Origin of the sequence: Pseudomonas sp. S04, from assembly GCF_009834545.1 — a bacterium.
Classification (GTDB): domain Bacteria; phylum Pseudomonadota; class Gammaproteobacteria; order Pseudomonadales; family Pseudomonadaceae; genus Aquipseudomonas.
The window spans coordinates 2,798,915-2,823,902 of the sequence record NZ_CP019427.1 but is presented as its reverse complement, the minus strand read 5'-3'; the positions used below and the strand labels follow the sequence as shown (position 1 = coordinate 2,823,902).

The 24,988-nt window shown below is 61.5% G+C and carries 21 protein-coding genes and 1 pseudogene; 11 read left to right on the top strand and 11 right to left on the bottom strand.

Annotated elements, in window-relative coordinates:
• The first annotated feature begins 205 nt into the window (after positions 1-205).
• Positions 206-1,141: a phospholipase gene (locus PspS04_RS12715; RefSeq protein ID WP_159995643.1), complete on the top strand. Its 936-nt coding sequence runs from the start codon at positions 206-208 to the stop codon at positions 1,139-1,141.
• A gap of 148 nt (positions 1,142-1,289) precedes the next feature.
• Here the strand turns inward: PspS04_RS12715 and PspS04_RS12710 are convergent, their stop codons facing one another.
• Positions 1,290-2,591, bottom strand: a complete 1,302-nt coding sequence (locus PspS04_RS12710; protein WP_159995641.1) for an OprD family porin — start codon at positions 2,589-2,591, stop codon at positions 1,290-1,292.
• 324 nt (positions 2,592-2,915) lie between these two features.
• Here PspS04_RS12710 and PspS04_RS12705 point away from each other — a divergent pair, with 324 nt between their 5' ends.
• Positions 2,916-3,182, top strand: a complete 267-nt coding sequence (locus PspS04_RS12705; RefSeq protein WP_159995639.1) for a DUF2790 domain-containing protein — start codon at positions 2,916-2,918, stop codon at positions 3,180-3,182.
• 78 nt (positions 3,183-3,260) lie between these two features.
• Here the strand turns inward: PspS04_RS12705 and PspS04_RS12695 are convergent, their stop codons facing one another.
• Positions 3,261-3,530, bottom strand: coding sequence for a DUF1652 domain-containing protein (locus tag PspS04_RS12695; RefSeq protein ID WP_159995637.1), 270 nt, complete (start codon positions 3,528-3,530; stop codon positions 3,261-3,263).
• Positions 3,531-3,896: 366 nt separating this feature from the next.
• On the opposite strand from PspS04_RS12695, the gene eco reads away from it, so the two are divergent.
• Positions 3,897-4,376, top strand: a complete 480-nt coding sequence (gene eco / locus PspS04_RS12690; RefSeq protein WP_095168325.1) for a serine protease inhibitor ecotin — start codon at positions 3,897-3,899, stop codon at positions 4,374-4,376.
• A 34-nt stretch (positions 4,377-4,410) separates the two neighbouring features.
• Here eco and ilvA read toward each other — a convergent pair.
• The 3 genes and pseudogenes from ilvA to PspS04_RS12675 form a co-directional block, all read right to left on the bottom strand.
• A pseudogene (gene ilvA, locus PspS04_RS12685) lies at positions 4,411-5,406 on the bottom strand (threonine ammonia-lyase, biosynthetic); the annotation flags it as partial.
• Positions 5,407-5,586: 180 nt separating this feature from the next.
• Complete coding sequence (locus PspS04_RS12680; RefSeq protein ID WP_159995633.1) at positions 5,587-6,744, bottom strand: PQQ-dependent sugar dehydrogenase; 1,158 nt, start codon at positions 6,742-6,744, stop codon at positions 5,587-5,589.
• Between the two features lie 39 nt (positions 6,745-6,783).
• Positions 6,784-7,161, bottom strand: a complete 378-nt coding sequence (locus PspS04_RS12675) for a hypothetical protein (protein WP_095168331.1) — start codon at positions 7,159-7,161, stop codon at positions 6,784-6,786.
• Between the two features lie 192 nt (positions 7,162-7,353).
• Between PspS04_RS12675 and ku the strand changes: the two genes are divergently transcribed.
• Positions 7,354-8,220, top strand: a complete 867-nt coding sequence (gene ku / locus PspS04_RS12670; RefSeq protein WP_095168333.1) for a non-homologous end joining protein Ku — start codon at positions 7,354-7,356, stop codon at positions 8,218-8,220.
• Between the two features lie 18 nt (positions 8,221-8,238).
• A complete protein-coding gene (ligD, locus tag PspS04_RS12665) occupies positions 8,239-10,740 on the top strand; it encodes a DNA ligase D (RefSeq protein ID WP_159995631.1) in 2,502 nt (833 codons plus the stop codon).
• Here ligD and lpxO read toward each other — a convergent pair.
• Positions 10,737-11,636 (bottom strand): lipid A hydroxylase LpxO, encoded by a 900-nt coding sequence (gene lpxO / locus PspS04_RS12660; RefSeq protein ID WP_159995628.1) that lies wholly within the window; start codon positions 11,634-11,636, stop codon positions 10,737-10,739. The two genes, ligD and lpxO, sit on opposite strands and share 4 nt — an antisense overlap.
• A 260-nt stretch (positions 11,637-11,896) precedes the next feature.
• On the opposite strand from lpxO, the gene PspS04_RS12655 reads away from it, so the two are divergent.
• The 5 genes from PspS04_RS12655 (at position 11,897) to PspS04_RS12635 (ending at position 18,277) form a co-directional block, all read left to right on the top strand.
• Positions 11,897-13,216 (top strand): serine hydrolase domain-containing protein, encoded by a 1,320-nt coding sequence (locus tag PspS04_RS12655; RefSeq protein ID WP_159995626.1) that lies wholly within the window; start codon positions 11,897-11,899, stop codon positions 13,214-13,216.
• Positions 13,217-13,456: 240 nt separating this feature from the next.
• Complete coding sequence (locus PspS04_RS12650; protein ID WP_159995624.1) at positions 13,457-14,560, top strand: AI-2E family transporter; 1,104 nt, start codon at positions 13,457-13,459, stop codon at positions 14,558-14,560.
• 18 nt (positions 14,561-14,578) lie between these two features.
• Positions 14,579-16,126, top strand: a complete 1,548-nt coding sequence (locus tag PspS04_RS12645) for an efflux transporter outer membrane subunit (protein WP_159995622.1) — start codon at positions 14,579-14,581, stop codon at positions 16,124-16,126.
• Positions 16,123-17,247 carry an HlyD family secretion protein gene (locus PspS04_RS12640; RefSeq protein ID WP_095168346.1) on the top strand — a complete coding sequence of 375 codons (1,125 nt, stop codon included), beginning with the start codon at positions 16,123-16,125 and terminating at the stop codon, positions 17,245-17,247. The genes PspS04_RS12645 and PspS04_RS12640 overlap by 4 nt, the downstream gene beginning before the upstream one ends.
• Positions 17,237-18,277, top strand: coding sequence for a DUF2955 domain-containing protein (locus PspS04_RS12635; RefSeq protein WP_095168347.1), 1,041 nt, complete (start codon positions 17,237-17,239; stop codon positions 18,275-18,277). Before PspS04_RS12640 ends, PspS04_RS12635 begins: the two co-directional genes overlap by 11 nt.
• Here PspS04_RS12635 and PspS04_RS12630 read toward each other — a convergent pair.
• The 4 genes from PspS04_RS12630 to PspS04_RS12615 form a co-directional block, all read right to left on the bottom strand.
• Positions 18,252-18,524, bottom strand: coding sequence for a hypothetical protein (locus PspS04_RS12630; protein ID WP_143501186.1), 273 nt, complete (start codon positions 18,522-18,524; stop codon positions 18,252-18,254). The genes PspS04_RS12635 and PspS04_RS12630 overlap by 26 nt on opposite strands.
• A 471-nt stretch (positions 18,525-18,995) precedes the next feature.
• Positions 18,996-21,425 (bottom strand): TonB-dependent siderophore receptor, encoded by a 2,430-nt coding sequence (locus PspS04_RS12625; protein WP_237234992.1) that lies wholly within the window; start codon positions 21,423-21,425, stop codon positions 18,996-18,998.
• 85 nt (positions 21,426-21,510) lie between these two features.
• Positions 21,511-22,473 carry a FecR domain-containing protein gene (locus PspS04_RS12620; RefSeq protein WP_159995620.1) on the bottom strand — a complete coding sequence of 321 codons (963 nt, stop codon included), beginning with the start codon at positions 22,471-22,473 and terminating at the stop codon, positions 21,511-21,513.
• Positions 22,466-23,035 carry a sigma-70 family RNA polymerase sigma factor gene (locus tag PspS04_RS12615; RefSeq protein WP_162530202.1) on the bottom strand — a complete coding sequence of 190 codons (570 nt, stop codon included), beginning with the start codon at positions 23,033-23,035 and terminating at the stop codon, positions 22,466-22,468. The genes PspS04_RS12620 and PspS04_RS12615 overlap by 8 nt, the downstream gene beginning before the upstream one ends.
• A gap of 186 nt (positions 23,036-23,221) precedes the next feature.
• Here PspS04_RS12615 and PspS04_RS12610 point away from each other — a divergent pair, with 186 nt between their 5' ends.
• On the top strand, positions 23,222-23,776 hold the full coding sequence (locus PspS04_RS12610; protein WP_159995618.1) for a ClbS/DfsB family four-helix bundle protein: 555 nt from the start codon (positions 23,222-23,224) through the stop codon (positions 23,774-23,776).
• A gap of 146 nt (positions 23,777-23,922) precedes the next feature.
• On the opposite strand, the gene PspS04_RS12605 is transcribed toward PspS04_RS12610, so the two are convergent.
• The gene (locus PspS04_RS12605) at positions 23,923-24,825 is read right to left on the bottom strand and encodes a LysR substrate-binding domain-containing protein (RefSeq protein ID WP_159995616.1); all 903 of its coding nucleotides are present in this window, start codon (positions 24,823-24,825) and stop codon (positions 23,923-23,925) included.
• Positions 24,826-24,988 lie beyond the last annotated feature (163 nt).

Sequence of the window (24,988 nt, the reverse complement as noted above, 5' to 3'; positions counted from 1 at the left end):
CCGAGCACTGCAACTTGAGCCTAGTTTAGGAACTTCCCTCTTCTCATCTCGTTCATTGGCAAATTACTCATGACAGCCACCAAACGGTCCGGCGTGCATAGATGAAGAGTGGAAACCTTGTTGACCCACAGTGCAACTTCATCAGCCGTCCTTAAATAGCCTGGTGCGACAGGACGGGATCATGACTACTCAAGGAAGTGTAGATATGAACATCACCCACACCGCAAAAATCTCATTCCGGCATGAATGGATGAGCAAGACCCCGAGCATGGACGGCTTGACCCTTAACCAACTGGTTTGGCCAGGAGCTCACAACTCGGGAATGGATTTATATACCGCCAACCACAACACAATCAACAGCGTGCTGGCCACCCACACCATGTGCCAGAACAGCCCTTATATCCAACAGCTCAATAGCGGTGCACGGGCACTGGACCTGAGGGTTTTCTCCAACTCCAGAAAAACAGATATTTATCAGTTCGAGACCTTTCACGGCCCCGCAACCGGCAGCCCGCTCAGCGACCTGGTCAAGGCCCTGGACTTTTTCCTCGATAAAAACCCCGATGAATTCATCCTGCTCGACGTGCATCAAACCGAGGGCAGCCAAGGTAACGGTTTTGCCTTCAAGGAGTTCAACGATGCGATCAACCGTCGCCTGGGCGAGCGCCTGATTCCTTTCGAGAATCGCCATCTGACATTGGCTGAACTCAAAGCCATCAGCCGTACACAACGGGTGGTGATTGCCGCTTCGGGGCACCCCGAATTCGACGCACGGGTATTCTGGCCGAAGATCCTGCACTGCTGGAGCGGCAAGGACCTGACTTCTCCCAGTGAGCTGAAACAACACATCGCCCGCACACTCGACAATCCGCCAGACGGTTCGCTGCCGTGGTCGCTGTCAGCAACCAGTTATATCTTGTTCGATGCGTCGGGCATTTCCCTTATTGACCCGTTATACGGGGCTAACAACGCTTTCGTAAGGGTCAATAAGATCACCGATGAACTGAATGAATGGTTCAGCCCCAGTCCAACCGGCGAATGGCTGCTCAAGTGCAGCATTATCAATGTCGACTTTATCGACGAAACCTTGCTGGTCGAGTACTGCCGGGAAGCCAACATGTACAAGGCACGTAAAAAGTAGTCGTTGACCTTGGTCGGATCTTGCGGCTTGCCCGCGATGGTCTCAAGAACGCTGCGTTCATCCTGGATCTGCGCGTTATCGTTGACGTCCATCGCGAGCAAGCCGCAAGCGGGTACCCGCTCCAACAGGGGCGGTGTTGCCCATGGTCCTATAACACTGAAAAGTTGTAGCTGAGGATCAGCCGCGTTTCATCGACGTCCCTGGCGACCGCCTCGTAGTTGGTGCGGTAGGTCGCGCTGCGCAGGCGCAGGCTCAGGTCCTTGAATGTGCCGCCCTGGATCACGTACTTGAGCTCGCTGTCGCGCTCCCATTCCTTGCCCTCTTGGTCACTGCCCGCCACCTTGATCTGGTCACCGCTGACGTAACGGGTCAGGAAGCTCAAGCCATTGATGCCCACGGCCTTGAAGTCATAGTCGTAGCGCACCTGCCAGGAGCGCTCCTGGGCCGCGGCGAAGTCGTTGACCTGGACGTAGTTGACCAGATAAGGGTTGCTGCCATCCAGGTAGGGCATCGAGGTGTCGCCGATCATCCGCTGCCAGCCGGCACTGAAGGTGTGGCCGCTGATGGCATAGCCGAGCATCCCGCTCAAGGCGCGGTTATCGATGTTGCCGGCGCGCGCGGCGCCGGTGTCGGCGCTGCTGAGCAACCGCAGGTCAGCCTTGAGCAGCCCTGGGCCCATGGGTTGGTTACCGAGCACGCCAACGAAGTGCTGACGGTAGATCTCATCGAGCTCCGCGTACTGGTACTGCGCACTCAAGCGCTCGTTGAATTTATAGTCCAGGCCATACAGGTCGAAGTGATCGGCGGTGATATTGCACGCGTAGCGCTTGTTCTTGCAGTGCACGCGGATGTCTTGCTGGTCGGTGGAATCCCGGGCGGTGTACTGGTCCAGGCGGGCGGCGGTGAAGGTCAGGTCCTTGAGTTCCCTGGACCTCAGCAAGGCGCCATTGAACTGGGTCGGCAGCAGGCGCCCGTCGTTGTATTTGAGCAGCGGCAGATCCGGCAACAAGGAGCCGTACTTCAATACACTGCGCGAGATGCGCATCTTGGCCGTCAGGCCGAGCTTGGCGTATTGGTCTTCCGAGCCACGCGGGTTGCTGCCGGAGGACGGCAGTAGGCCGCTGTTGCTGCTGTCGGCACTGGAGTCGAGCTTGAGCCCGAGCATGCCCAGCGCATCCAGGCCAAAACCCACGGTGCCTTCGGTGTAACCCGACTGCAGGTTGAGGATAAAACCCTGGGCGGATTCTTCGCGCTTGGAAGCACCTTGCGGGTTGCTGCTGTGGCCATCGCGAAAATCGCGGTTGAAATACACCGTACGCGACTCGACGCTGGCGCGACCGTCGTCGATGAAACCACTGGCCTGAGCGCCAGTGCTAAAACCTGCGCACAGGGCCAGGACGCCGAGGCCCAGAGCCGGGCGCGGTGTGATGAGGGAATACGGGGGACGCATGAAAAAAGCTCCAGCAGTGCATCTGTGCGACGGGTCAATCAAGCAACACAAATAACGCGCACCCCATGCCGGACAAGGCTCGGGAATGCAGGGGGAAGTAATAACGGGTGATCGCCAATGATGGCATAAGGCTTGTTTGCTCGGCAGGCGACTTTAGTCGGAAATCCGCCGGCGAAAAATCAGCGCAAATCGACTTAACCTCCGGTTAATCCTGTGGTCCAACAGTGACTGGACCGCGTTCGCGCAGAGCTCTCTGACGCCCCACGCGGCAGGGCCGGCATCCGAAATGCCGCGCCGACTTCAAGCCCGCTGTGGAGACTATCCATGAACCTGCGAATCCTCCTGCTTGCCACTTCCCTCGCCTGCACCGGGGCCTCCGGCCTGGCGCTGGCCGACAACACCAACACCGCGCTACCCGTGCCCTATCACTACGGCATGGAGCTGCACGTGAAACACGTGATCTCGATGACCGAACCCAGCACCCAGGAATGCAAAGTGGTCACTGCGCAGATGACGTTCATCGACAACCAGGACAAACAGGAGAACATCAGCTATCAGAAGCTCTCGGACGCCTGTAGCTATCAGAACTGAACCAAGGGCTGAAATGCCCCGGGCCTGGCTGCAAGACCAGGCCCGGGGCATCTGGGGTCGAACTTTTCGAGCGTGGGCTTAGAATGCCCGCAGTTTCGGCTCGATCGCATGAGTGCCAGGTTTGTATGCCAGGTCATGGCGCAGCTCGGCAATCAGCTCGTTGATTTCGCGGCAACCATTGAGGGTGCTGGCGTCGATCCCGGTGACCACGAGGTCGATCTGATCGGTCTGGTGATCGCCGAAGATCTTGATGGTCATCGACAAGTCCGGTGACAGCGTGCATTGGCAGCGTTTTGGCAAAAAACTGCTTTCAATGATATTGCGCAGTTCCAGGGCAGACAGAAACATAAGCAGGCTCTCCTTTTTATCGACCGAATGATGTTTGTTTGGTCAACCTCTGCCGGCCGGGCCGGATCTTTCCTTCGCGATGGTTCCCGGTTTCTGCCAGGACGCAGCCCGAGATTTATTTTTACATGATGATCTTCATATTCCTTTCACAAGAATGGAGCATTAAACATGCCTAAAACCGCTCGCAGCAGTTCGTAGGCCAATCAGCAGCTTAGGTCAAGCATCAGCATTTGGGCTCATGCAAAACGCAAGATTGGCGGTAAATCGTCCTGCAATTTGCCAGCTCCACCATTGCGGTTTGCATTAGGCGAGCGGCACGGTAAGAATGCTCCCGTTCACCGAATCCACCCTATGCAAGGAGGCATCATGCGCTCTTCTCACTTAAGCGTCATGGCCGTGCTGCTGGCCGGTCTGTCGACCCAGGCCTTGGCCACAAAACTCGAAGACGTCGCGCCCTTTCCGAAGGCGGACAAGGGTTTTACCCGGCAGGTCATTAACCTCGCCCCGCTGACCGCTGAAAACAACTACCAGGTCGAGATCCTCGCCGGCAAGACCCTGACCGTGGATTGCAACAACCCACGCCTGGGCGGCATTCTCGAAGAAAAGAACCTCGAAGGCTGGGGCTATCCGTTCTACCGGATGGACAAAGTCATCGGCCCCATGAGCACCCTGATGGCGTGCCCTGACGGCAAGCGCACGGAAGCCTTCGTGCCCGTGGTCGGAGATGGCTTCATGCTGCGTTACAACAGCAAGCTGCCCATCGTGCTCTACGTACCCAAGGACATCGAAGTGCGCTACCGCATCTGGTCGGCGTCCGACAAGGTCGAGAAAGCCGTCCAGCAATAACCCTGCCGACCCACGCTCAAGCCGACGCGCCCCACAAGGCGGCGCGCTCGGCGACATGGCGCAAGCTGTCGAAGTTGATGTTGGCACCTGAGTCGATGGCCACCAACGTCTGCCCCTGGATCGCGTTGCGTGCCACATACTGCTTGATTCCCGCCACGGCCAAGGCTCCAGAAGGCTCGGTGATCGAGCGGCTATCGTCGTAGATATCCTTGATTGCTGCGCATAACTCATCGTTACTGACGGTCAGCACCTGATCCACATAATCGCGGCATATGGCAAAACCGTGGGCGCCGATCTGTGCCACGGCGACCCCATCGGCGAAACTCCCCACGCTCGGCAACATTACCGGTTCCCCCGCCGCCATCGCCGCCTGCAGACAGGCCGAATGCTCGGACTCGACGCCGATGATACGGATAGTCGGCCGCAGGTATTTGACGTAGGCGGCGATGCCCGCGATCAGCCCGCCCCCACCGACCGGAACGAAGATCGCATCCAGGCGCCCCGGATGCTGGCGCAGGATTTCCATGGCCACGGTGCCCTGCCCAGCAATCACATCCGGGTCGTCGAACGGCGAGACGAAGGTGCGAGCGCTGTCGCGCGCCAGTTGCAAGGCATGCTCCAGGGCAAACGGGAAACTGGCACCGTGCAGCAGGGCCTGCGCGCCACGGCTGCGCACGCCGACCACCTTCAACTCCGGCGTCGACTCGGGCATGACGATACAGGCGTCGATCCCCAACTCCCGTGCGGCCAACGCCACACCCTGGGCGTGGTTGCCGGCGGACGCGGTGATCACGCCGCGGGCTTTCTGTGCCTCACTCAGGTGGGCCAGCTTGTTGTAGGCGCCGCGAATCTTGAAGGAGAAGGTCGGCTGCAGGTCTTCGCGCTTGAGCAGGATCTGGTTGTCCAGCCGCTGAGACAACGCGGGGGCTGCCTGCAGTGGCGTACGCACCGCCAGTTGATAGACCGGTGCGGCGAGGATTTTCTTCACATAGTGCGCCAGTAGCGGCTGGCCGGCGGTGGGAGTGTCCATTGATGTCTCCTGGAGTACGTCAGGCCCTGGAGACAGAAAAATAAAACCCGCCTCAAGGGCGGGTTGGGTGCAGCCGTCAGCTAGCCCGCCAAATTCGCAATGGCGGTAATAATAATGCTTGGCTGGCGGCGCGATACGGTGAAAGTCATGCCCGGAAATTAGCCTCGGGGCGCCAGCAAGTCAATCCCCGGTTTGCAGGCCGATCTTGTAGAGCGCACCGTTCCGGTCGTCCGTCAGCACATAGAGGTAGCCATCCGGCCCCTGGCGTACATCGCGGATCCGCGCCTTGAGCTCACCCAATAAACGCTCCTCATGCACCACCTTGTCACCATCGAGCTGCAGGCGAATCAGTTCCTGGGTCGCCAGCGCGCCGATGAATACACTGTGCTGCCAAGCCTTGAACCGGTCGCTGTCGTAGAACGCCATGCCGCTGATGCCCGGTGACTGCTGCCAGACGTGATGCGGACCGACTGTCCCTTCGGCGGTCTGGCCGCGAGCTTCGGGGATTGGCAGACCGGAGTAGTTGATACCGTGGGTCGCATAGGGCCAACCGTAGTTTTTACCGCGCGAGATGATGTTCAGCTCATCGCCGCCCTTGGGTCCGTGCTCGTTCTCCCATAGCTCACCGCTCCAGGGGTTGAGGGCTGCACCTTGCGGATTGCGCTGGCCGTAGGACCAGATTTGCGGTTGGACCCCGGCCTGGCCGACAAAGGGGTTGTCCTTGGGGACCTGGCCGTCCGGATAGATCCTCACCACTTTGCCTTGCAGCTTATCGAGGTCCTGCGCCGTTTCGCGCACGTTGTTCTCGCCCAGGGTGATGAATAGATAGCCGTCATGGTCAAACACCAGGCGCGAGCCGAAATGGTTGCTGGTGGACAGCTTGGGCTCCTGGCGGAAGATCACCTGGAAATCCTCCAGTGCCCTGAGGTCCCTGGACAAGCGGCCACGACCGACCGCCGTGCCGGCCTTATCCCCGGCACCACCGCCCTCAGCGTAGGACAGGTACACCAGGCGGTCACTCTTGAACTGCGGTGACAGCGCCACGTCAAGCAGGCCGCCCTGGCCCTTGGACCAGACACTGGGCACCCCGCTCAATGGCGCCGAAAGTTTGCCATCGAGGTCGACGATACGCAGGTTGCCCGGCCGTTCGGTCACCAGCATACCTTGCTGGTCGGGGAGAAACGCCAGGGCCCAGGGGTGTTCCAGACCTTCGGTGAGCTGGGTCACCGTCAGGCTGCCTAGCTCGCTCGGCAACTGTTGGCTGGACGCCGCCGACACCGGCAGCGCGATCATCAGGGCGCTGCCCAACAGGGTCGCCAAAAGAGTTTTACCTGACATGCACACTTCCTTTATTGCTGATCATTACCCCCTGGCCCCTCAGCGGTTGCTGGTGTCCGGGTCTCTGGGCGGGGGTGCGGGTGAGACATAGGGCCTGACTGTGCCGGGGGTGGCATTAGGGCGCGGATAACCGTTGCCAATGCCGCCGTTATCCAGGGTCGGTGGGCGTGGCACTGGCACGGTGTTGGGCGCGCGAATTACCGGCGCTGCCGGTCGGGTGCCCTGCATGCTGTTGGGGTTGGCCCGGCGAATCGGGTTGTTGTAGGGATTGTTGTTGCTGGCGCCCGGCAGATTCTGCGCAACCACCAGGCCTGGCCCTGCGAGTGCGGCAATCCGGTCCGGATCGTCCTGCGCCTGCGCCATCGACCCCAGCAAGGTCGACGCCAGCAGCGTTACAGCCAACACGTACCTGCTCATGATGGAGCTCCTCCACTGTCATGCCGATAAGGTCTTCGATACCACGCTACGCCCAGGGTTCGCCGCTGTGAAGGAAATACTCCCAGACAAGATGTTGCAAGGCTGCCTGCTACCGCGCTCCACCGGGCACCCGCCGGAAACTTTCGCCAACCAGCGCAGGTCACCTGATCATCACAGCGCGAGGCAACGGCGATGGCACGGGCAATCTGGAAAGGCGCAATCAGTTTCGGACTGGTCCACATCCCGGTGTCCCTGGTCTCGGCCACGGCCTCCCATGGGGTGGATTTCGACTGGCTGGACAACCGCAGCATGGACCCGGTCGGCTACAAGCGGGTCAACAAGGTCACCGGCAAGGAGGTGACCAAGGAGCACATCGTCAAAGGCGTGCTCTACGAAAAAGGTCGTTATGTGGTGCTCAGCGAGGAAGAAATCCGTTCCGCTCACCCCACCTCGACCCAGACCATCGACATCTTTTCCTTCGTCGATGCCGAGCAGATTCCCCTGCAGAACATTGACACGCCCTACTTCCTGGCCCCCGACAAACGCGGTGGCAAGGTCTACGCCCTGCTGCGCGAGACCCTGGCCAACACCCGCAAGGTCGCCCTGACCCACGTGGTGCTGCATACCCGCCAGCACCTGGCCGCCTTGATGCCGCTGGATTCGGCCCTGGTGCTGGTGATGCTGCGCTGGCCTGCCGAGGTCCGCAGCCTGGACGAACTGGCCCTGGGCAGCGACGTCACCGCCCCGACCCTGGCCAAGGGCGAACGGGACATGGCCAAGCGCCTGGTCGAAGACATGAGCGGCGATTGGCAACCGGCCGACTACCGCGACAGCTTTGAGGACAAAATCATGGCCCTGGTGGAGAAAAAGGCCCGGGCCGGCAAGATCGAGGACGTCGAAAGCGTGCCTGGTGCCGAACCGCGCAAGTCCGCCGACGTCATCGACTTGACCGAGCTGCTCAAACGCAGCCTGGGTGGCAAGTCTGCCGCCACGCCCGCAAAAAAAACCGCGCGCAAAGCCACGCCAGCAAAAAAACCGCGTAAGGCTGCCGGCGATTGATCGCCAGGGATCGTGCTAATGACCAAGGCCGTCAGTGAATACACGCGTAAACGCAACTTCGCGATGACTTCCGAGCCGCCAGAAGCGTCCGCGCGCAAGCCCGGTAAAAAAGCCGTTGCGGCCTTGCGCTTCGTGATCCAGAAACATGCCGCGCGCAACCTTCACTACGACTTTCGCCTGGAACTGGCCGGCACCCTGAAAAGCTGGGCAGTGCCCAAGGGCCCAAGCCTGGACCCGAGCCAGAAACGCCTGGCGGTGCATGTCGAGGACCATCCTCTGGATTACGCCAGCTTCGAGGGCACCATTCCCCCCGGGCAGTACGGTGCTGGCGAGGTGATCGTCTGGGACCACGGCGTGTGGCAGCCCCACGATGATCCGGAAGCGGCGTACCAAGCCGGCAAACTCAAGTTCACCCTGATCGGCGAGAAGCTCGCGGGCGACTGGACCCTGGTGAAAACCCGCCTGCGCGGCAGCAGTGACAAGGAACAATGGTTGCTGATCAAGGAGCGCGATGCCCAGGCCCGCGCCAGTGCCGACTATGACGTGCTCACGCAACAGCCCGACAGCGTGCTGAGCGAGGCACACATCGCGGGTAAAAAACCGTCGAGAAAAAACCCGATAAAAGCCGGCAAATCCGCCCCAGCCATCCAGGCGCTGCCCACCCACCTCACCCCGCAACTGGCGACCCTGGTGGATCAGGCCCCAAGCGGCGATTGGCAGTATGAAATCAAATTCGACGGCTACCGCATCCTGGCGCGGATCGCCGACGGCGAGGTGCGCCTGATCACCCGCAACGGCCACGACTGGACCGCTCGCCTGCCCCGCCAGGCCAAGGCACTGGCCGCACTCAAGCTCGACGGCAGTTGGCTGGATGGCGAGATGGTGGTGCTCGACGACCAGGGTCTACCGGACTTTCAGGCGCTGCAAAACGCTTTTGAACTCGGGCGGACCCTGGAGATGGTCTATTTCCTGTTCGATGCACCGTTTCTGCAGGGTAGCGATCAACGCCAGATGCCCCTCGAACGGCGTCGTGCCGCCTTGAAAAAGGCCCTGGCGCGCCACCGCGGCCAGCTGCTGCGTTTTTCCGAGGCGTTTGTCGCCAAGCAACAGGACATCCTCGCCAGCGCCTGTGCCCTGTCCCTCGAAGGACTGATCGGCAAGCGGCTCGGCAGCCCTTATCAAAGCCGGCGCAGCGCTGACTGGATCAAGCTCAAATGCCGGCGACGCCAGGAATTCGTCATCGTCGGCTACACCCAACCGCAAGGCTCGCGCAGTGGTTTTGGTGCCTTGTTGCTCGCGGTGCATGACGCTGGCGACCTGGTCTACGCCGGCCGCGTGGGGAGCGGTTTCGACCAGCAGACCCTGGGCCACCTGCACCAACGGATGTCGGGCCTGGCCCGCGACACCTCACCCTTGGCCAATGCGCTGAGCAGCGCCCAGGCTCGTGGCGTGCACTGGATCAAACCGCAGCTGGTGTGCGAAGTCCAGTTCGCCGAGTGGACCCGCGCCGGCCTGATCCGCCAGGGCGCTTTTATCGCCTTGCGCAGCGACAAACCGGCCAGCCAGATCAGCCGCGAACAAGCCCAGCCCGTCAGCGCCCCGGTGCCAGAAAAGAGCAAGAAAAACGAGGTGTTGGCGGGGGTTCGGGTCAGCCATCCCGAACGGGTGATCGATACGGCCAGCGGCACGCAAAAGCTGCAATTGGCGCAGTTCTACGCAGGTATCGGCGACTGGATCCTGCCTCATCTACGGCAGCGCCCGGTGTCGTTACTGAGGGCGCCGGAAGGTGTGGGCGGCGAGCAGTTCTTCCAGAAACACGCAGAGCGATTGGCGATTCCCAACATCCGCCACCTGGCTCCCGGACTGGACCCTGGACATGCACGGCTGATGGCCATCGACAGTGTCGAGGCCCTGGTGGGCGCAGTGCAGATGGGCGCGATCGAGCTGCATACCTGGGGGGCCACCGCCGATCACATCGAGACGCCGGACCAGTTCGTGCTCGACCTCGACCCCGACCCGGCGCTGCCCTGGAAAAGCATGCTGGAGGCCACCCAACTGACCCTGTCGGTGCTCGATGAACTGGGCCTGGAGGCGTACCTGAAAACCAGTGGCGGCAAGGGCATGCACCTGATCGTGCCGCTGGCCCGCACGGAAACCTGGGACCGGGTCAAGGCCTTCGCCAAAGCCATCGCCCAGTTCATGGCGAGCGAACTGCCGGAGCGTTTCAGCGCCAAAATGGGACCGCAGAATCGCATCGGCAAAATCTTCATCGACTACCTGCGCAATGCGCGCGGGGCCAGCACAGTCGCGCCCTACTCGGTGCGGGCCCGGGAGGGCCTGCCGGTGTCGGTGCCGGTGCGCCGCGATGAACTGCCGGGGTTACGCAGCGCACAGCAATGGACGGTGGCCAACCTTGGCGAGCGCTTACGCGCACTCAAGGCCGACCCTTGGGCCGACCTCACTCATCGCCAGCGCCTGAGCGCAAGGATGTGGCAACGCCTGGGGGCGAAAAAACCCTAGATCCAGAGGATCACGGCCAGCAGGCCGCCGAAGATCGCCCACTTTTCCAGGTAGTAGAGCTTGCGATTGCGCTTCTTCAGTTCCTTGCCGCGCAGACGGATCTTGTACAGCCTGGCGAACGCGCGGTTGATCCCGCCGGTTTTATCGCCGGCATCGTTGGGCGCGCCGGCGGCGGACATCACGGTGCGACTGAACCAGGCATTGAACGCAGCTGCCCAGCGGTACTTCAACGGCCGCTCGACGTCGCAGAACAGGATGATGCGATTCTCCTGGGTGGTGTTTTCGGCGTAGTGGATATAGGTCTCGTCAAACATCACCGCCTCGCCATCGCGCCAGTGATAGCGCTCGCCGTCGACCTCGATGTAGCAACCGGGGTCATTGGGAGTGTCCAGGCCCAGGTGATAACGATAGGAGCCGGCGTAGGGGTCACGGTGGCGCACCAGTTTTGAACCCGGTGGCAACTCGGCAAACATGGCTGCCTTGATCGAGCCGATTCTCTGGACCAGCTCGGTGGTGCGCGGGCACAGCTTGGTCGCCGAAGGATGGCTTTCGCCGTACCACTTCAGGTAGAAACGCTTCCAGCCGGTCTTGAAGAACGAGTTGAAACCCACGTCGTTGTACTGGTCCGAGCGTTTGATCTCCCCCGCCCGCAGCAGGTTCTGGCCTTCTGCGCGAATTTCCTGCCAGTGAGCCTGCAACGGACTCAGGTCGGGGAAGTCACGGGGGTCCAGGTACGGTCGGTTCGGCAGTTTGGAAAACAGGTAGAGGAAGCAGTTGATCGGCGCCAGGAAGCTCGAATGATCGCTTAACTGGCGACCCAGCTTGTGCCGGACACGACCGCGCAGGTGTACGTACGCGATGGAGAGCAGGTAGAGGGAAACAATGATCAGCTTCACGAAAAATAATCACAGGTCAGAAAAAATACACGCTGCGCGCCACGGGACCTGGCTTAACGCAACATCGGGCATCTCTGGCAGGGGCTGAGCACAACGCCAGCACCTGACCATTGGCGCGCATTTTAGTCACAGTTTGTAACCTAGGGAAAACCAACAAATGTGAAAAACTTTAGGCTGGATGTACTGCCGACAATCCGGCACCCTGGCCACTCAGGCAAAATCTCCAGCTACCCGCCCCCTGTTCATGGAAGATCCAAATAATGAAGCCAGCTGCGCGCTTGACCGCTCTTTCGCTGTTCGCCGGCGTGTTCAGCGCCCTGACCAGCGCGTCCGCCTGCGCCATTGATTACCCCGATGCCGCTGCCAGCGACCCGATAAAGCTCGGCTGGATGGTCGGTTCGCCACCGCCACCTGCGCGCATCATTCGGTTCGCCGATGGCAGCTACTACCAATTTCCGGCGCTGCGCTGGAGCTTCTCCAACTTCCGCCAGTTGATGCCGACACTGAACGTCTCGCGCGGCCTGGCAGCGCCATCGGTGCTGGCACAGGCACCCGACAACGCCATCGACGCCCTGTCATTCAACACCACGGACAACCAGTCTCTTACCTGGTCGCAATCGTTGGCCGCCACCTACACCGACGGGATTGTCGTGCTGCATCGCGGCAAGGTGGTGTATGAACGCTACTTTGGCGTACTGACACCCCAAGGCCAGCACGCGGCCATGTCGGTGAGCAAATCCATGGTCGGCATCCTGGGGGCAACCCTGGTCGCCGAAGGCAAGCTCGACCCGGCACAGCGCGTCGACCACTACGTGCCGGAACTGGCGAGTTCGGCCTTTGGCGATGCGACGCTGCGCCAGGTGCTGGACATGACCACTGGCCTTGAGTACAGCGAAGACTATGCCAACCCCGACGCACAAATCTGGGCCCATGCCAATGCCGGCAACCCCCTGCCCAAGCCCAAGGATTACCGTGGGCCACGCAGCTACTATGAGTTTTTGCAAAGCGTGCAAGCCCAGGGCCGTCACGGCGAGGCCTTTGCCTACAAAACTGTCAACACCGACGTACTGGGCTGGGTGATCGCCCGGGCCACCGGGCAAAACGTCGCCCAACTCCTCTCGCAACGCATCTGGAGTCGCCTGGGCATGGAACAGGACGCCTATTTCAGCGTGGACAGCATCGGCACGCCCTTTGCCGGTGGCGGTTTCAACGCCGGGTTGCGGGACATGGCCCGGGTCGCGGAAATGTTGCGCAATGACGGGCAAGCCAACGGCGAGCAGATCGTGCCCAAGGCGGTCGTCGACGAGATCCGTGGCGGTGGCGACAAGGCCGCCTTCGCCAAGGCCGGTTATGGCCTGCTGCAGGGCTGGAGCTACCGCAACATGTGGTGGGTCAGCCACAACCCGAACGGCGCCTTCATGGCCCGCGGCGTTCACGGGCAAAGCCTGTACATCGATCCGCAGGCGCAGATGGTCATCGCCCGTTTCGCCTCGCACCCGGTGGCGGGCAATGCCGCCAATGACCCGGTGACCCTGCCGGCCTTCGCCGCCCTCGCGCAGCATCTGCTCCAGCAGCCTTGAGGCACGGCGACCCGTCCTGGCGGTGCCCACACCGACACCGCCAGGCTGTCCAAGCAGATTAATGAGCATTATTGATTGGTATTAGCTGCGCGCCAGGGCTCCACTGCCGCCCCCCCGGCTGCTCCGGCGGTGAGCTGGTGGATGAAAATCATCGATTCGACATCCCTATCATTTCCAATTGAGCGTCTATGCTGGATTTACCCTTCTCATGCCGTTGCTGTCCGCCCCCGGAGGCTCTCCATGCTACCCACCCCTGTGACCGAGAAATCCTTCTCCCGGGATATGCTTGATGTGCTGATCCGTGCGGGACTGCTCGCGGTCCTCCTGATGTTCTGCTTCCGCATTTTCAGCCCGTTCCTGGACTTGATGCTGTGGTCGGTGATTCTGGCGATCACCCTGTACCCGTTGCACGGCAAACTCAGCCGCAAGCTGGGCACCAGTGGCGGGCACACCGCGACCGTGATGGTGCTGATCGCCGTGGCGATCCTGTTGGTGCCGGTCTATCTGTTGGGCACCTCGATCGTCAGCTCGGTGGAAAGCGCCATGACCATTGTCCGGGCCGACACCGTGCATATCCCGGTTCCGCCTGATTCGGTAGCCACCTGGCCACTGGTGGGCGAAAAACTCCATAGCCTGTGGATGCAAGCCGTCACCGACCTGCCGGTGCTGGTGCAAAAGTACATCCCCGAGATCAAGCACTTCAGCCTCGCCCTGCTGAGCAAGTTGGCCGGCGCCGGTGCGGGTTTCCTGATCTTCATCTTTGCCCTGATCATCGCCGGGATCTTCATGGCCTACGGTGAAAGCGGCAGCCGCAGCGCGGTGCATATTGTTTCGCGGGTCTGCGGCCCGGACCGTGGCCCGTCCATCACCGAGCTGTGCACCGCGACCATTCGCGCGGTAGCCCTGGGCGTGATCGGCATTGCCTTCATTCAAATGCTGCTGGTGGGTGCCGGGTTCGTCCTGATGGGCGTACCTGCTGCCGGCCTGCTGGCCCTGGCGGTGCTACTGCTGGGCATCATGCAACTACCGGCCACGTTGATCACGTTGCCGGTGATCATCTTCGTGCTGGCCAGCCAAGGGGCGACGACCGCCACCATCATCTTCTCCATCTATGTATTCATCGCCGGCCTGGTGGATAACGTGCTCAAGCCCCTGCTACTGGGGCGCGGCGTCGACGTGCCGATGCCAGTGGTACTGATCGGTGCCCTGGGCGGCATGGTCACCAACGGCATCATCGGCCTGTTCATTGGCCCGGTGGTCCTGGCCGTGGCCTACCAGTTGTTCTGGCAATGGGTACAGGACCAGCCACCCGCTTCCCGACCCGACAAACTGGGGCAGTCCTGACACGAGCGGGTGCACTGCATGATTAAATCCTGCCATCCAGGGCACCTGTTGCTGGTTGCGCTGCTCGGTCTCGGCGGCTGCGTGCGCCTGGGCCCCGACTTCCAGAGTCCGGCGCAGCCCTGGACACGGCAGTGGAACAGCGCCGCCCTCGAACAGGCCAGCCAACGCGGCGACAATCCGGACCTGCGTCAATGGTGGCGGGTGTTCAACGACCCGCTGCTCGACCGCTTGATTGCCGCTGCCGATGCCCACAACTCAAGCCTGCAGATCGCCGGCTTGCGGGTCATGGAGGCCCGCGCGCAACTGGGCATCGCGCAAGCCGGGCTCTATCCGCAAGTGCAGCAGGCCAGCGCCGATAGCCTCTACGTGAACCGTAGCCAGGCCGGCGGCAAAAACCCGCAGAGCAGTAACTTCTGGCAGTACAGTGCTGGCTTCGATGTCGGCTGGGAGTTGGACTTCTGGGGCCGTTTCAGTCGCGCCATCGAGTCCTCGGATGCCAGCTACTTCGCCGCCCAGGCCAACTATGAGGATGTCCTGGTGCTGCTGCGCGCCCAGGTCGCCGATACCTACTTCGCCCTGCGCACCACCGAAGCACGGCTACGCGTGGCACGGGAAAACAGCACCCAGCAGAAGCGCAGTTTCGAGATCACCGAAAAGCTCTTCAACAGCGGCCAGACCGCCGAGCTTGACGTGCAACAAGCCAAGACCCAGTACCTGGGAACCCTGAGCAACATTCCCAGCCTGGAAGATCAGGCGGCACGCACCCGCAACGCCCTGGCCGTGTTGATCGGGCAACCGCCGGGGGCGCTGCCGCAACTGAGCCTGAATACTGGCCTGATACCGCTGGTGGACCGCGCCGTGCTGCAGGACGTGCCCGCCGAACTGCTGCTGCGCCGCCCCGACGTGCGGGCCGCGGAGCTGAATGTCGCGGCGCAGTCGGCACTGATCGGCGTGGCCGAATCCGACCTGTATCCGTCCCTGAGCCTGCTGGGCAGTATCGTCTGGTCAGCCAATTCTCTGGGCGGCACCTCCAATAACCTGGACCTGGTCGGCGGCCCCAGCTTGCGCTGGAACATCTTCGATTACGGGCAGATCCACAACAACGTGCGGGTGCAGGATGCTCGCTTGCAGCAACTGATCGAAGCCTACCGCGACAAGGTCCGCCAGGCGGCGCGCGAAGCCGACGATGCCGCCACCGGATTGACCAAGGCCCTGGAGCGCGAGCGCATCCTGCGCGAGGCGGCATTTGCCGCCGAACGTTCGCTGGTGCTGGCCAACGCCCAATACCGCGAGGGCTACTCGGACTTCCAGCGGGTCCTCGATGCGCAGAGCGCGCTGCTGGCGCAACAGGACAATTACCTGCTCAGCCGCAGCACCGCCGTCAGCAACCTGATTGCCCTGTACCGGGCCCTGGGAGGTGGCTGGTACAGCGCCCAGGCGAAAATCGATGCAGCTACGCGCCAGCAAATGGAACAACGCACCGACTGGGGCGACCTGCTGCAGGAACCCGCCAGCCCGCCACCCGCCCCAGTCCCGGCTCCCGCTCCCCAAGGTGATCAACGATGAGTGACGTCCCGCCGCCCGCCGCCAAGGCCCCCGAACCTGCCGCCGAACCGGTGAACAAAAGCCTCAAGTGGGTTGTGCTGCTCATCGTCCTGAGCCTGGCCTGGTACCTGCTGGCGGACCGCTTCACGCCCTACACCCAGCAGGCGCGCGTGGGCGCCTTTGTCATCCCGGTGGCGTCCGAGGTAGCGGGTCGGGTGATCAAGGTCAATGTGCGCAACAACCAGGACGTCAAGGCCGGGGACGTGCTGTTCGAAGTCGATCCGCAGCCCTACCAGATCGCCGTCGACCGGGCCCGTGCCGACCTTGAGTCGACCCGCCGGCAGATCGGCGCCAGCACCGCCGGGATTGCCGCAGCGCAAGCCAACCTGCGCGCGGCCCAGGCCAACGAGCTCAAGACCCGTCAGGACAACCAGCGCCTGGAAGGTTTGTACCGGGAAGACCGCGGGACCATTTCCGTGCGCTTGCTGGAAGTCTCCCGCGCCAACCACGCCCAGGCGGTCAGCCAGGTAGCGGCCGCCCGCGCCGAAGTCCAGCGCGCTCGTGAGCAGGAAGGCGGCAGCGAGCAGGACAACGCCTTGTTGCGCAGCGCCGCCACCGCGCTGTCGAAAGCCGAACTGGACCTGGCCAATACCCAGGTGCATGCACGCTCGGCGGGCCTGATCACCGACTTGCGTACCGACACCGGGCAGTTTGCGGCTACCGGTACCCCGGTCATGACCCTGATCGCCATCCACGATGTCTGGATCAGTGCCGACATGACCGAGAACAACCTCGGCCTGGTCAAGACCGACACCGAGGTATCCATCGTCCTCGACGCCCTGCCCGGCGAGGTTTTCAGCGGCCACGTGCGCAGCGTCGGCTACGGCGTCAGCGTCGGCCAACCGACCTCCCCCGGCGCCCTGCCTACTGTGCAGAACAGCCGCGATTGGCTACGCCCGGCGCAACGTTTCCCGGTGATCATCGAGTTTTCCGCCGAGTCCCTGGCCAGCCTGCGCGACGGCCGTGGAATACGCGCCGGTGGCCAGGCGGAAGTCATGGCGTTCCCCACCGCTGGCAACCCCCTCAATCCCCTTGGCCGCTTGTTCCTTGGGCTGATGAGCTGGCTGTCCTATGCCTACTGAGCGCTCGCCACAGGCCCAGCGCGCGCTGCGCCTGGCCTGCGGTACGGCGCTGTGCCTGACGGTCAGCTTCGGCCTGGCGCTGCCGATTCCCTTCATGGCACCGGTGCTGGCCCTGATGCTGCTGGTGTCACTCAACCAACCGCTGTCGTTCAAGGCCGGCCTGGGCCTGATCCTGGTCGCCCTGTTCACCACCGGTATCGGCCTGCTGCTGATCCCCATGCTGCGCTACTACCCGGCCAGCGGCGTACTGCTGATCGCGTTGGCGCTGTTTGTGGTGTTTCGCATGGGTTTGCGTGGCGCCAATGGCCTGGTGGTGACCTTTCTGATTATCGGCCTGACCCTGATCTCCGCTGCCGGCGTCGCCGACTTCGGCCTGGCGGTGACGGTGATCGAGGCACTGGGCAAGGGCCTGTTCCTCGCGATGCTGTCGGTAGGCGTGAGCCACTGGCTGTTTCCCGACCCTGGTAACGCGCCCTCCCCCCCGCCGGCCCCGGCCCTCAGCCCAGCAGAGATTACCCGGGTCGCGCTGCGCGCCACGTTGATCGTGCTGCCGACTTTTGTCCTGGTGCTGCTTGACCCGGCCAGCTACTTGCCGATCGTCCTCAAGGCCGTCAGCCTGGGGCAACAGAGCTCCACCACCGGAACCCGCCACGCCGGGCGCGAACTGATCGGCTCGACCCTGCTCGGCGGCCTGCTGGCGATATTGTTCTGGTGTGGACTGAGCCTGTTTGTCCACCTTTGGATGTTTTTCCTGTGGACCCTGCTGTTCACCTTGCTGGTGGCGCGCAAGCTCTACCGCCTGCGCCCGACCGCACAAAGCCCGGGCTTCTGGCTAAACACCCTGGTGACCATGATCATCCTGCTCGGTCAATCGGTACAAGACAGCGCCGCCGGCAAGGACGTCTACACCGCATTCGCGATCCGCATGGGGCTGTTTATCCTGGTGACCCTCTATGCCTGCCTGATGGTCCACCTGCTGGATCAACGCCGACGCAACGCCCCGCTCAACCCTCCTGCTCTTGCAAAATAGAGGCGTTGTCGCTGATCGCACTGCAACTGCCCGCCTCCAGGCAATGGGTGATGTAGATGACTTGTTTGCCGCAACCGCGCACACCGATGGTGTACTCCGTGCGTTGACTGGAATAGGGAATAAAGCTGATCTTGCTGGTGATCACCGCCGAAGTGACGTTTTCACAATTGATTTCGTACTGCGCGCGTTTAGTCGCGGTCAGGAGGGCCGACTCTTTACTGGTAGCCAGCGCCTCTTTATCACTCATGCACCCGCCCAGGCTGACCATTAGGAACGAGGCAAGCAAACACGCAGCGGGGGCGACTCGACGCTTCATGGAAATACCTTCCAGCTCAGTTGACGGTATTCGCCCGTTCCCTGGCTCCAACCTTGAGCCTGTAAACCCTTACCGGGCGAATGAGCACAGCTTAGGGCTGCGCACTGAACAGTTCTTTAGGAGGATTCTTAATTTGCCGGTTGCTTACAAAGCTGCGCGCAATCCAGGTGCTTATCGATCAACCCGGCCGCTGCAGGTGAGTGGGTAAACCCAAGTCATGACCCGCGTCGGGGAACACCTGCAGTTGCGCGTGCGTTATCAGTTGCGCAAGGCCCCGGGCAAAAACGGCAACTGCTCAGGTGGGGTGATCATTGGCTCGTTCCTTGAGGTGGATGTGTGGCCCAGCAGTATGCCGCTGGGCAGCACGTGTAGCTTGATGGATCTGGGGGTTCTAACAGCTTCTTAGAAGCTATAGCGGGCGGTCAGCTTCACATTGCGTGGGTCGCCGTAGATGTCGTACGGGCTATAGCCACCATTGGCCACGCTGCTGTAGTAGGTGCGGTCGAACAGGTTGTTGACGTTGAGCTGCAGATCCAGTTGCTCGGTGGCCTGGTAGCCTCCTACCAGACCGACCACGGTGTAGGAGCCCTGCTGGTTTTTCCATGCGCTGGCACCGGTTCCTCCCGAAGTGCGTATGCGGCTCTGCTGATAGACATCACCACCAATGCGCCAGCGCTGCAGGTCATCGGGCAGGGTGTAGATCGTCGCCAGCTTGAATAGCTGGCGCGGTTTCTTGCGGTCGAAGTCTTCGCCTTCTTTGGCTGCGTTGGCGTCGTTGACGTATTGGGTCTGGGTGTAGGTGTAACCGCCAGCCAATTGCCAGTTGTCGGTCAGGGCGCCCTGGATTTCCAGGTCAATGCCCTTGCTGCGCACCAGGCCAGCGGCCTCATAGCAGGCACTGGCGGCGCCTGAACCGCAACCTTTGATATCAGGCAACTCCTGGGCGCGATTCTTCTGATCGATCTGGAACACTGCCATGTTGGTATTCAGCGCGCCATCAAAGTACTCGCCCTTGATGCCCACTTCGTAGTTCTCACCCACTACGGGCTCAATCACGTTGCCGCCTATGCCTTTTTCGCTCTGCGGCTTGAAGATATCGGTGTAGCTGACATAGACCGAGTGATTGGCGTTGAGGTCGTAGACCAGGCCGGCATAGCGGGTCAGGTTGCGAGTGACCTTGTAGTTGCTTTGACTGTTTGCGCTGTCATCGAATTCATACCAGTCCAGACGGCCACCGAGAATCAGCGACAGTGGCTCGCTCAAGCGCAGGCGGGTACTGGCATAGAAGCTGTCCTGGGTGGTGGTCTCGGGAAGGCCATCAGGCCCCCTGACGTAATCCGGCTTGTCATGACCCCGTGGGTCCCACTCGAAAAGATTGCTGCCTGCGTCGATGAAATCGCTCCAAGCCTTACCGGAACGATAATCCAGCTTGCGCTTGCTTACGCCCAGGCTCAGGTCATGTTCTTGACCGAGCAACTGGAAAGGGCCGCTCAGCGCCAGGTCGTAGCCGGTTTCCTTCTGCTCCATGGCTTCGGTCCAGAGGTAGTGGCGATCGTATTCCCATATCGAAGAGGCCAGCACGTCGGTGTCGGTCTTCGATTGCATGGCTGCCAGGCGTAATGTCCAGTCGTTGGCCAAGCCTTGCTCAAGAGTGGCGAAATAGCCGGTAGTGCGATTATCCGAATACTCCCAGTCATTACCGAGGAAGGTGTCACGTGGCAGCCCGAGATGACCGCCACCACGGGCCATCGGCAACCCGCCCCAGATGTAGTTGGTGTAGTTCTTCTGCCGGTAACCACCGAATGTCAGGGTGGTGCTTTCACTCAGGTCGGCGTCGACCACGCCGTAGTACAGATCCGCATCACTTTCCACCGAGTCGCGGAAGCTTTTGGCATCCTCGCGCGAGATCACGGTACGGGCACGCAGGGTACCGTTGTCATTGAGCGGGCCGCCGACATCCAGGGTGCCGGCGTAATCGTCCCAACTCCCGGCACTGCCGGTGAGCGTGCCCTGGAATTGATGGGTCGGGCGCTTGCGTATCAGGTTAATGGCGCCAGCAGGATTGCCGGCGCCCTGGGCCAGCCCGGTGGCGCCGCGCACGATTTCGACCCGGTCATACATGGCCAGGTTGGCCTCTCCACTGGGCAGGTAGGTCAGGAAGCTGGTGGGAAAACCATCGTACATGATGTTGTCGATGTCGAAACCGCGAGCGCTGAATGTCGGCCGCCCCGCCCCGCCGGAGTTGTTCAGAAAAACCCCCGGTGCACTTTGAGCGACATCGCTGATGCTGGTCATGGCCTTGTCGTCCATACGCTTGCGCGTGACCACGCTGACCGTCTGCGGTGTTTCGCGCAAGGTCAGGGGCAGCTTGGTGGCAGTCTGCATAACCCCGGTGGTATAGGAACCGCTATTCTCAGTGGTCGCCGCCAGGTGCTGTCCGGTAATGCTGGTAGCGCCCAGTTCCAGACTGGTGCCGGTGTCCTGCGGTGTCAGCAGGTACAGCCCGCGACCCTGCGGTGAAGCTTGCAGGCCGGTACCCTGCAACAGTTGCTGCAGGCCGCCTTCCACGCTGGTGGCGGCATTCAGGCCAGGGCTGCGCAACCCCTCCACCAGGCCCGGTTCGATGGGCAGGGTGATATCCGCCTGGCTGGCGAACTCGGCGAGCGAACTGCTCAGGTTGCCGGCTGGCACCTGATAGGCACGCTTATGCTGCGCGCCTTGCTCGACGGCCTGCAGCGTTGCGGTGGCCAGGCTGCCGCCCGCAATGATCAGACCCAGTGCGGCAGCGTGTACTGCCCGCGCCAATGGTTGCATGCCCTGCTTCGTCGCCATGTGTTCGTCCCAGCCCTGTAAAATTGATGTGGTTACAGAAGGGACACGCGACCTGAAGAAAACACGACAATGATTCTTATTAACTTTACGCGCGGGCCGTGAGAGTGACCCAGTAGGGCGTGCGGTAGTGGACGCTCACCGGCAGAGTCTGGCTCAGTGCATGAAGAATCTGGTCGGTATCACGCAACTGGAAGGTGCCGGAGATCAGCAGTCCGGCGACCGCTGGATCGCAACGCAGCAGGCCAGTTCGATAGCGATCCAGTTCGCGGATGAAGGCATCGAGGCGCATCTTTTCTACGCGCAGCACGCCGCTGATCCAGTCCAGACGATTCTGCGCCAATGCCAGTGATGGCTCCGCAGCCAGGGGGGTGACATGGGTCTGCCGGCCGGCCGTCAGGCGCATCAGGCCGTCATCACCCCGTGACAGTCGCGGACGCACCAGGACAGCGCCCTCCAGAGCGGCGAGGTAAGTGCTGTGCGGGTACTGACGCACCACAAAGCGGCTGCCGAGCAAGGTGAGTTGCGCGTCGGCGGTATCGACAATGAATGGCCGCCTGGCATGCTCGCGAGGCACCTCGACGAGCATCTCTCCGCTGATCAGGCGCACACGACGAATGCTCTCGTCGTAGGCGATATCGACGGCGCTGCCAGTGTTCAGGCGAATCTGTTCGCCATCCGGCAGATGCAGCGTGCGTTGTTCCCCGGTGGCGGTACGCTCGTCCGCCTGCCACTCGCGCCACGGCAGGCGTTGCTGTGCTGCGAACCCGAGCGGGGCGGCGGCGATCAGCAACGCCAGGGTCTTGAGCGTCTGGCGCCGATCCAGACCGCGCGGGCGTTCCAACGCTGTCCGTCCGGCATCACCGGCAAGCTGCTGGGTGCGTTCGCTGAAGCGCTCGGCCAGTTGCCAGGCGCGTTCGTGATCAGCGTGCCGCGCCCGCCACTCCGCGCCGGCGGCATGCTCGGCGGCACCGGCACCGCTGTTCTGCAAGCGCACGAACCAGCCCGCCGCTTCCCGGGCAATGCGCCGGTCGATGGGCGTATCACTCATGCAACGCGTCCTGGCTGGCGAGCATGATGCACTCTTCAAAAGCACGCGCCAGATAGCGTTGTACTGAACGCACACTGAGATTGAGGCGGCTGGCGATCTCTTCCTGCGTGTAACCCTCCAACTGCGCCATCAGGAATGCCTGCCGGCTTTTGGCTGGCAATAGGGCCAGTACCTGGTCGATCTCGTCGAGGGCCTCGAGCACCAGCGCCTGATGTTCCGCAGACGGCGCCAGGTCTTCCGGGGTTTGCGCCAGGGTGGCCAGGTAGGCCTGCTCCAGTGAGCGACGGCGGTAGAGATTGATGGAAAGGCGATTGGCGATGGTTGCCAGATAGGCGCGCGGCGTCGTGAAGTTCAGCGGCTCGCCAGGCGCACTGCTGAGCAGCCGCACGAACGTATCCTGGGCCAGGTCCCCCGCATCGGCGGCATTGCCCAGGCGTTTGTGCAGCCAGCGTTGCAGCCAACCGTGGTGGTGGCTGTAGAGCTGATCGATGGCCTGGTTAGGGTGGCGGTTTGCCGATGAAGTGGACTGCACGGTATAGGAGATACATGAATGAGAATGCATCGCATTCTAGCAGTGTCAGACCGTGCTCGTACAAGCAAAGGGTTCAGGTCCTACGGCCCCCCCCACTGGCGGGTACCGGGCTGCGGTATTTCGTCGCGGGGCTCAACACGGATATGGCGCTTATTGGGTTACAGCCCCTCCTCCGTGCTGAGGTAGGATCAGGTTTTTTCACGATATAGGTGAGCCATGGCCGTCCCGCAAAACAAAGAGCAATTGCTGGCTGCCATAGAGACTCGCTATGAAAAACTTCTCTGCACCCTCAACAGTGTGCCAACGCAATGGCTCGACGAATGCACCCTGGAGGGACACGCCAAAGGGACTCAGATGAGCGTTGCCAACCTCGTCGCCTACCTCGTGGGCTGGAACGAATTGGTGTTGAAGTGGCTGGAAATGGATGCTCGCGGGCAAGTTATCGACTTCCCGGAAACCGGCTTCAAGTGGAACCAGTTGGGCGAGTTGGCGCAGAAGTTCTACCGCGACTACGAGGGCATTGCTTTTGCGCAGTTGCTCGAGCGACTCGACATGGCGAAACAGCGGATCGTGTCCTTCATCCGCAGTCACGCCAACGCCGACCTCTATGAGTGCCCGTGGTATGAGCGCTGGACGATGGGGCGAATGATCCAATTCAACACCGCATCGCCCTATGACAATGCACGCGGGCGCTTGCGCAAATGGCTGAAAACCAGGGATTGCAAAGGTGTTGGCCACTCCCTGCGTGTTCGCGCTGTCGAGCAACAGTGAGTCCATCAACACCTGCCGATGTTGCTGTCTACTTATGCGCGATGGATCAACTCACGCTCAGGCTGGAGTGCAGCGAAACATACTCCAGATGGGTCAGAAATTGCTCCCGGCTACAAAATGCGCAACTTAAAACGCCCCACCAATGCTTACGGGTAGCCCGGGACTATCTTTGCCTGCTTGATCAGCCAATCGATGAGCAAAACTATCTCAGGGATATCGCGACTCTCCTCGTTGCAGATGCAGAAATAGTCCATCCCCGTCGGAACCTTCAGTGCAAAGGGCTGCACCAGGCGGCCCTCATCCAAATCGCGCAATGAATTGATCTCGTCGCTGAGTGCAACGCCATACCCATCTCGCGCCGCCTGCAGGGCAATGCCGAAGTCTTCCAGATGAACATCGGCATCACCTGGGTAAGGCAAGCGCGCCTCAAGTAGCCAGCGCCGCCATTGAGCGCCGTCGTCCTCATGCAAGAGACGGTGGTGAACGAGGTCCGACGGCTGCTTGAGCGCACGCGGACCGCGCAACAATTGCGGGCAGCAGACGGGAAACATATGGAGGTTTTGCAGTGGCCGCCACCAGAAGCCCTCCCACGTCGGAGCGTCGTAGAGCACGGCGATATCCGCCCTGCGCCAGTCCACCTCGCTGATGTCGTCGGCAGTAATGACGCGCAGTTGAATGTGCGGATGTTCTGCACGGAAGGCGAACAACTTCGGCATCAACCAGGCCGCGCCAAAAATCGGTTCCGTGGAAATGGTCAGGACTTTCGTCGCCGGCTCCTGGAAGTACGCCTCGGAAATCTGTCGCACCCCTTCGGTGATTTCGCCGATGCCGCGGGCTACCGAACGTTGTAGGGCCAAGCCTCGTTCGGTCAGCACCAAGTGGCGGCCCTGCTTGTAGAAAAGATCGATGCCAAGTGAGCCCTGTAACGCTCTTATCTGCTGGCTGACAGCCCCGGCGGTGACATGCAACTCAGCCGCGGCCGCACCGACATGGCCCAGCCTTGCAACACATTCAAATACTCGAAACGCATGGAGCGGAGGTAAGGGCATGCGGGCCTACCGTTTAGTTTTTCTGCTTGATTTCATGGCAGTTTATATAGGTTGATTGTGCCTTGAGCAACCGCAAAGATTCAGCAGAGGCAAGCCAAAGACCACAACTCAATAGCTGGCCCTACGAAGCACAGGCAACAACAGGCGCGGCAAAAGAAGTGAT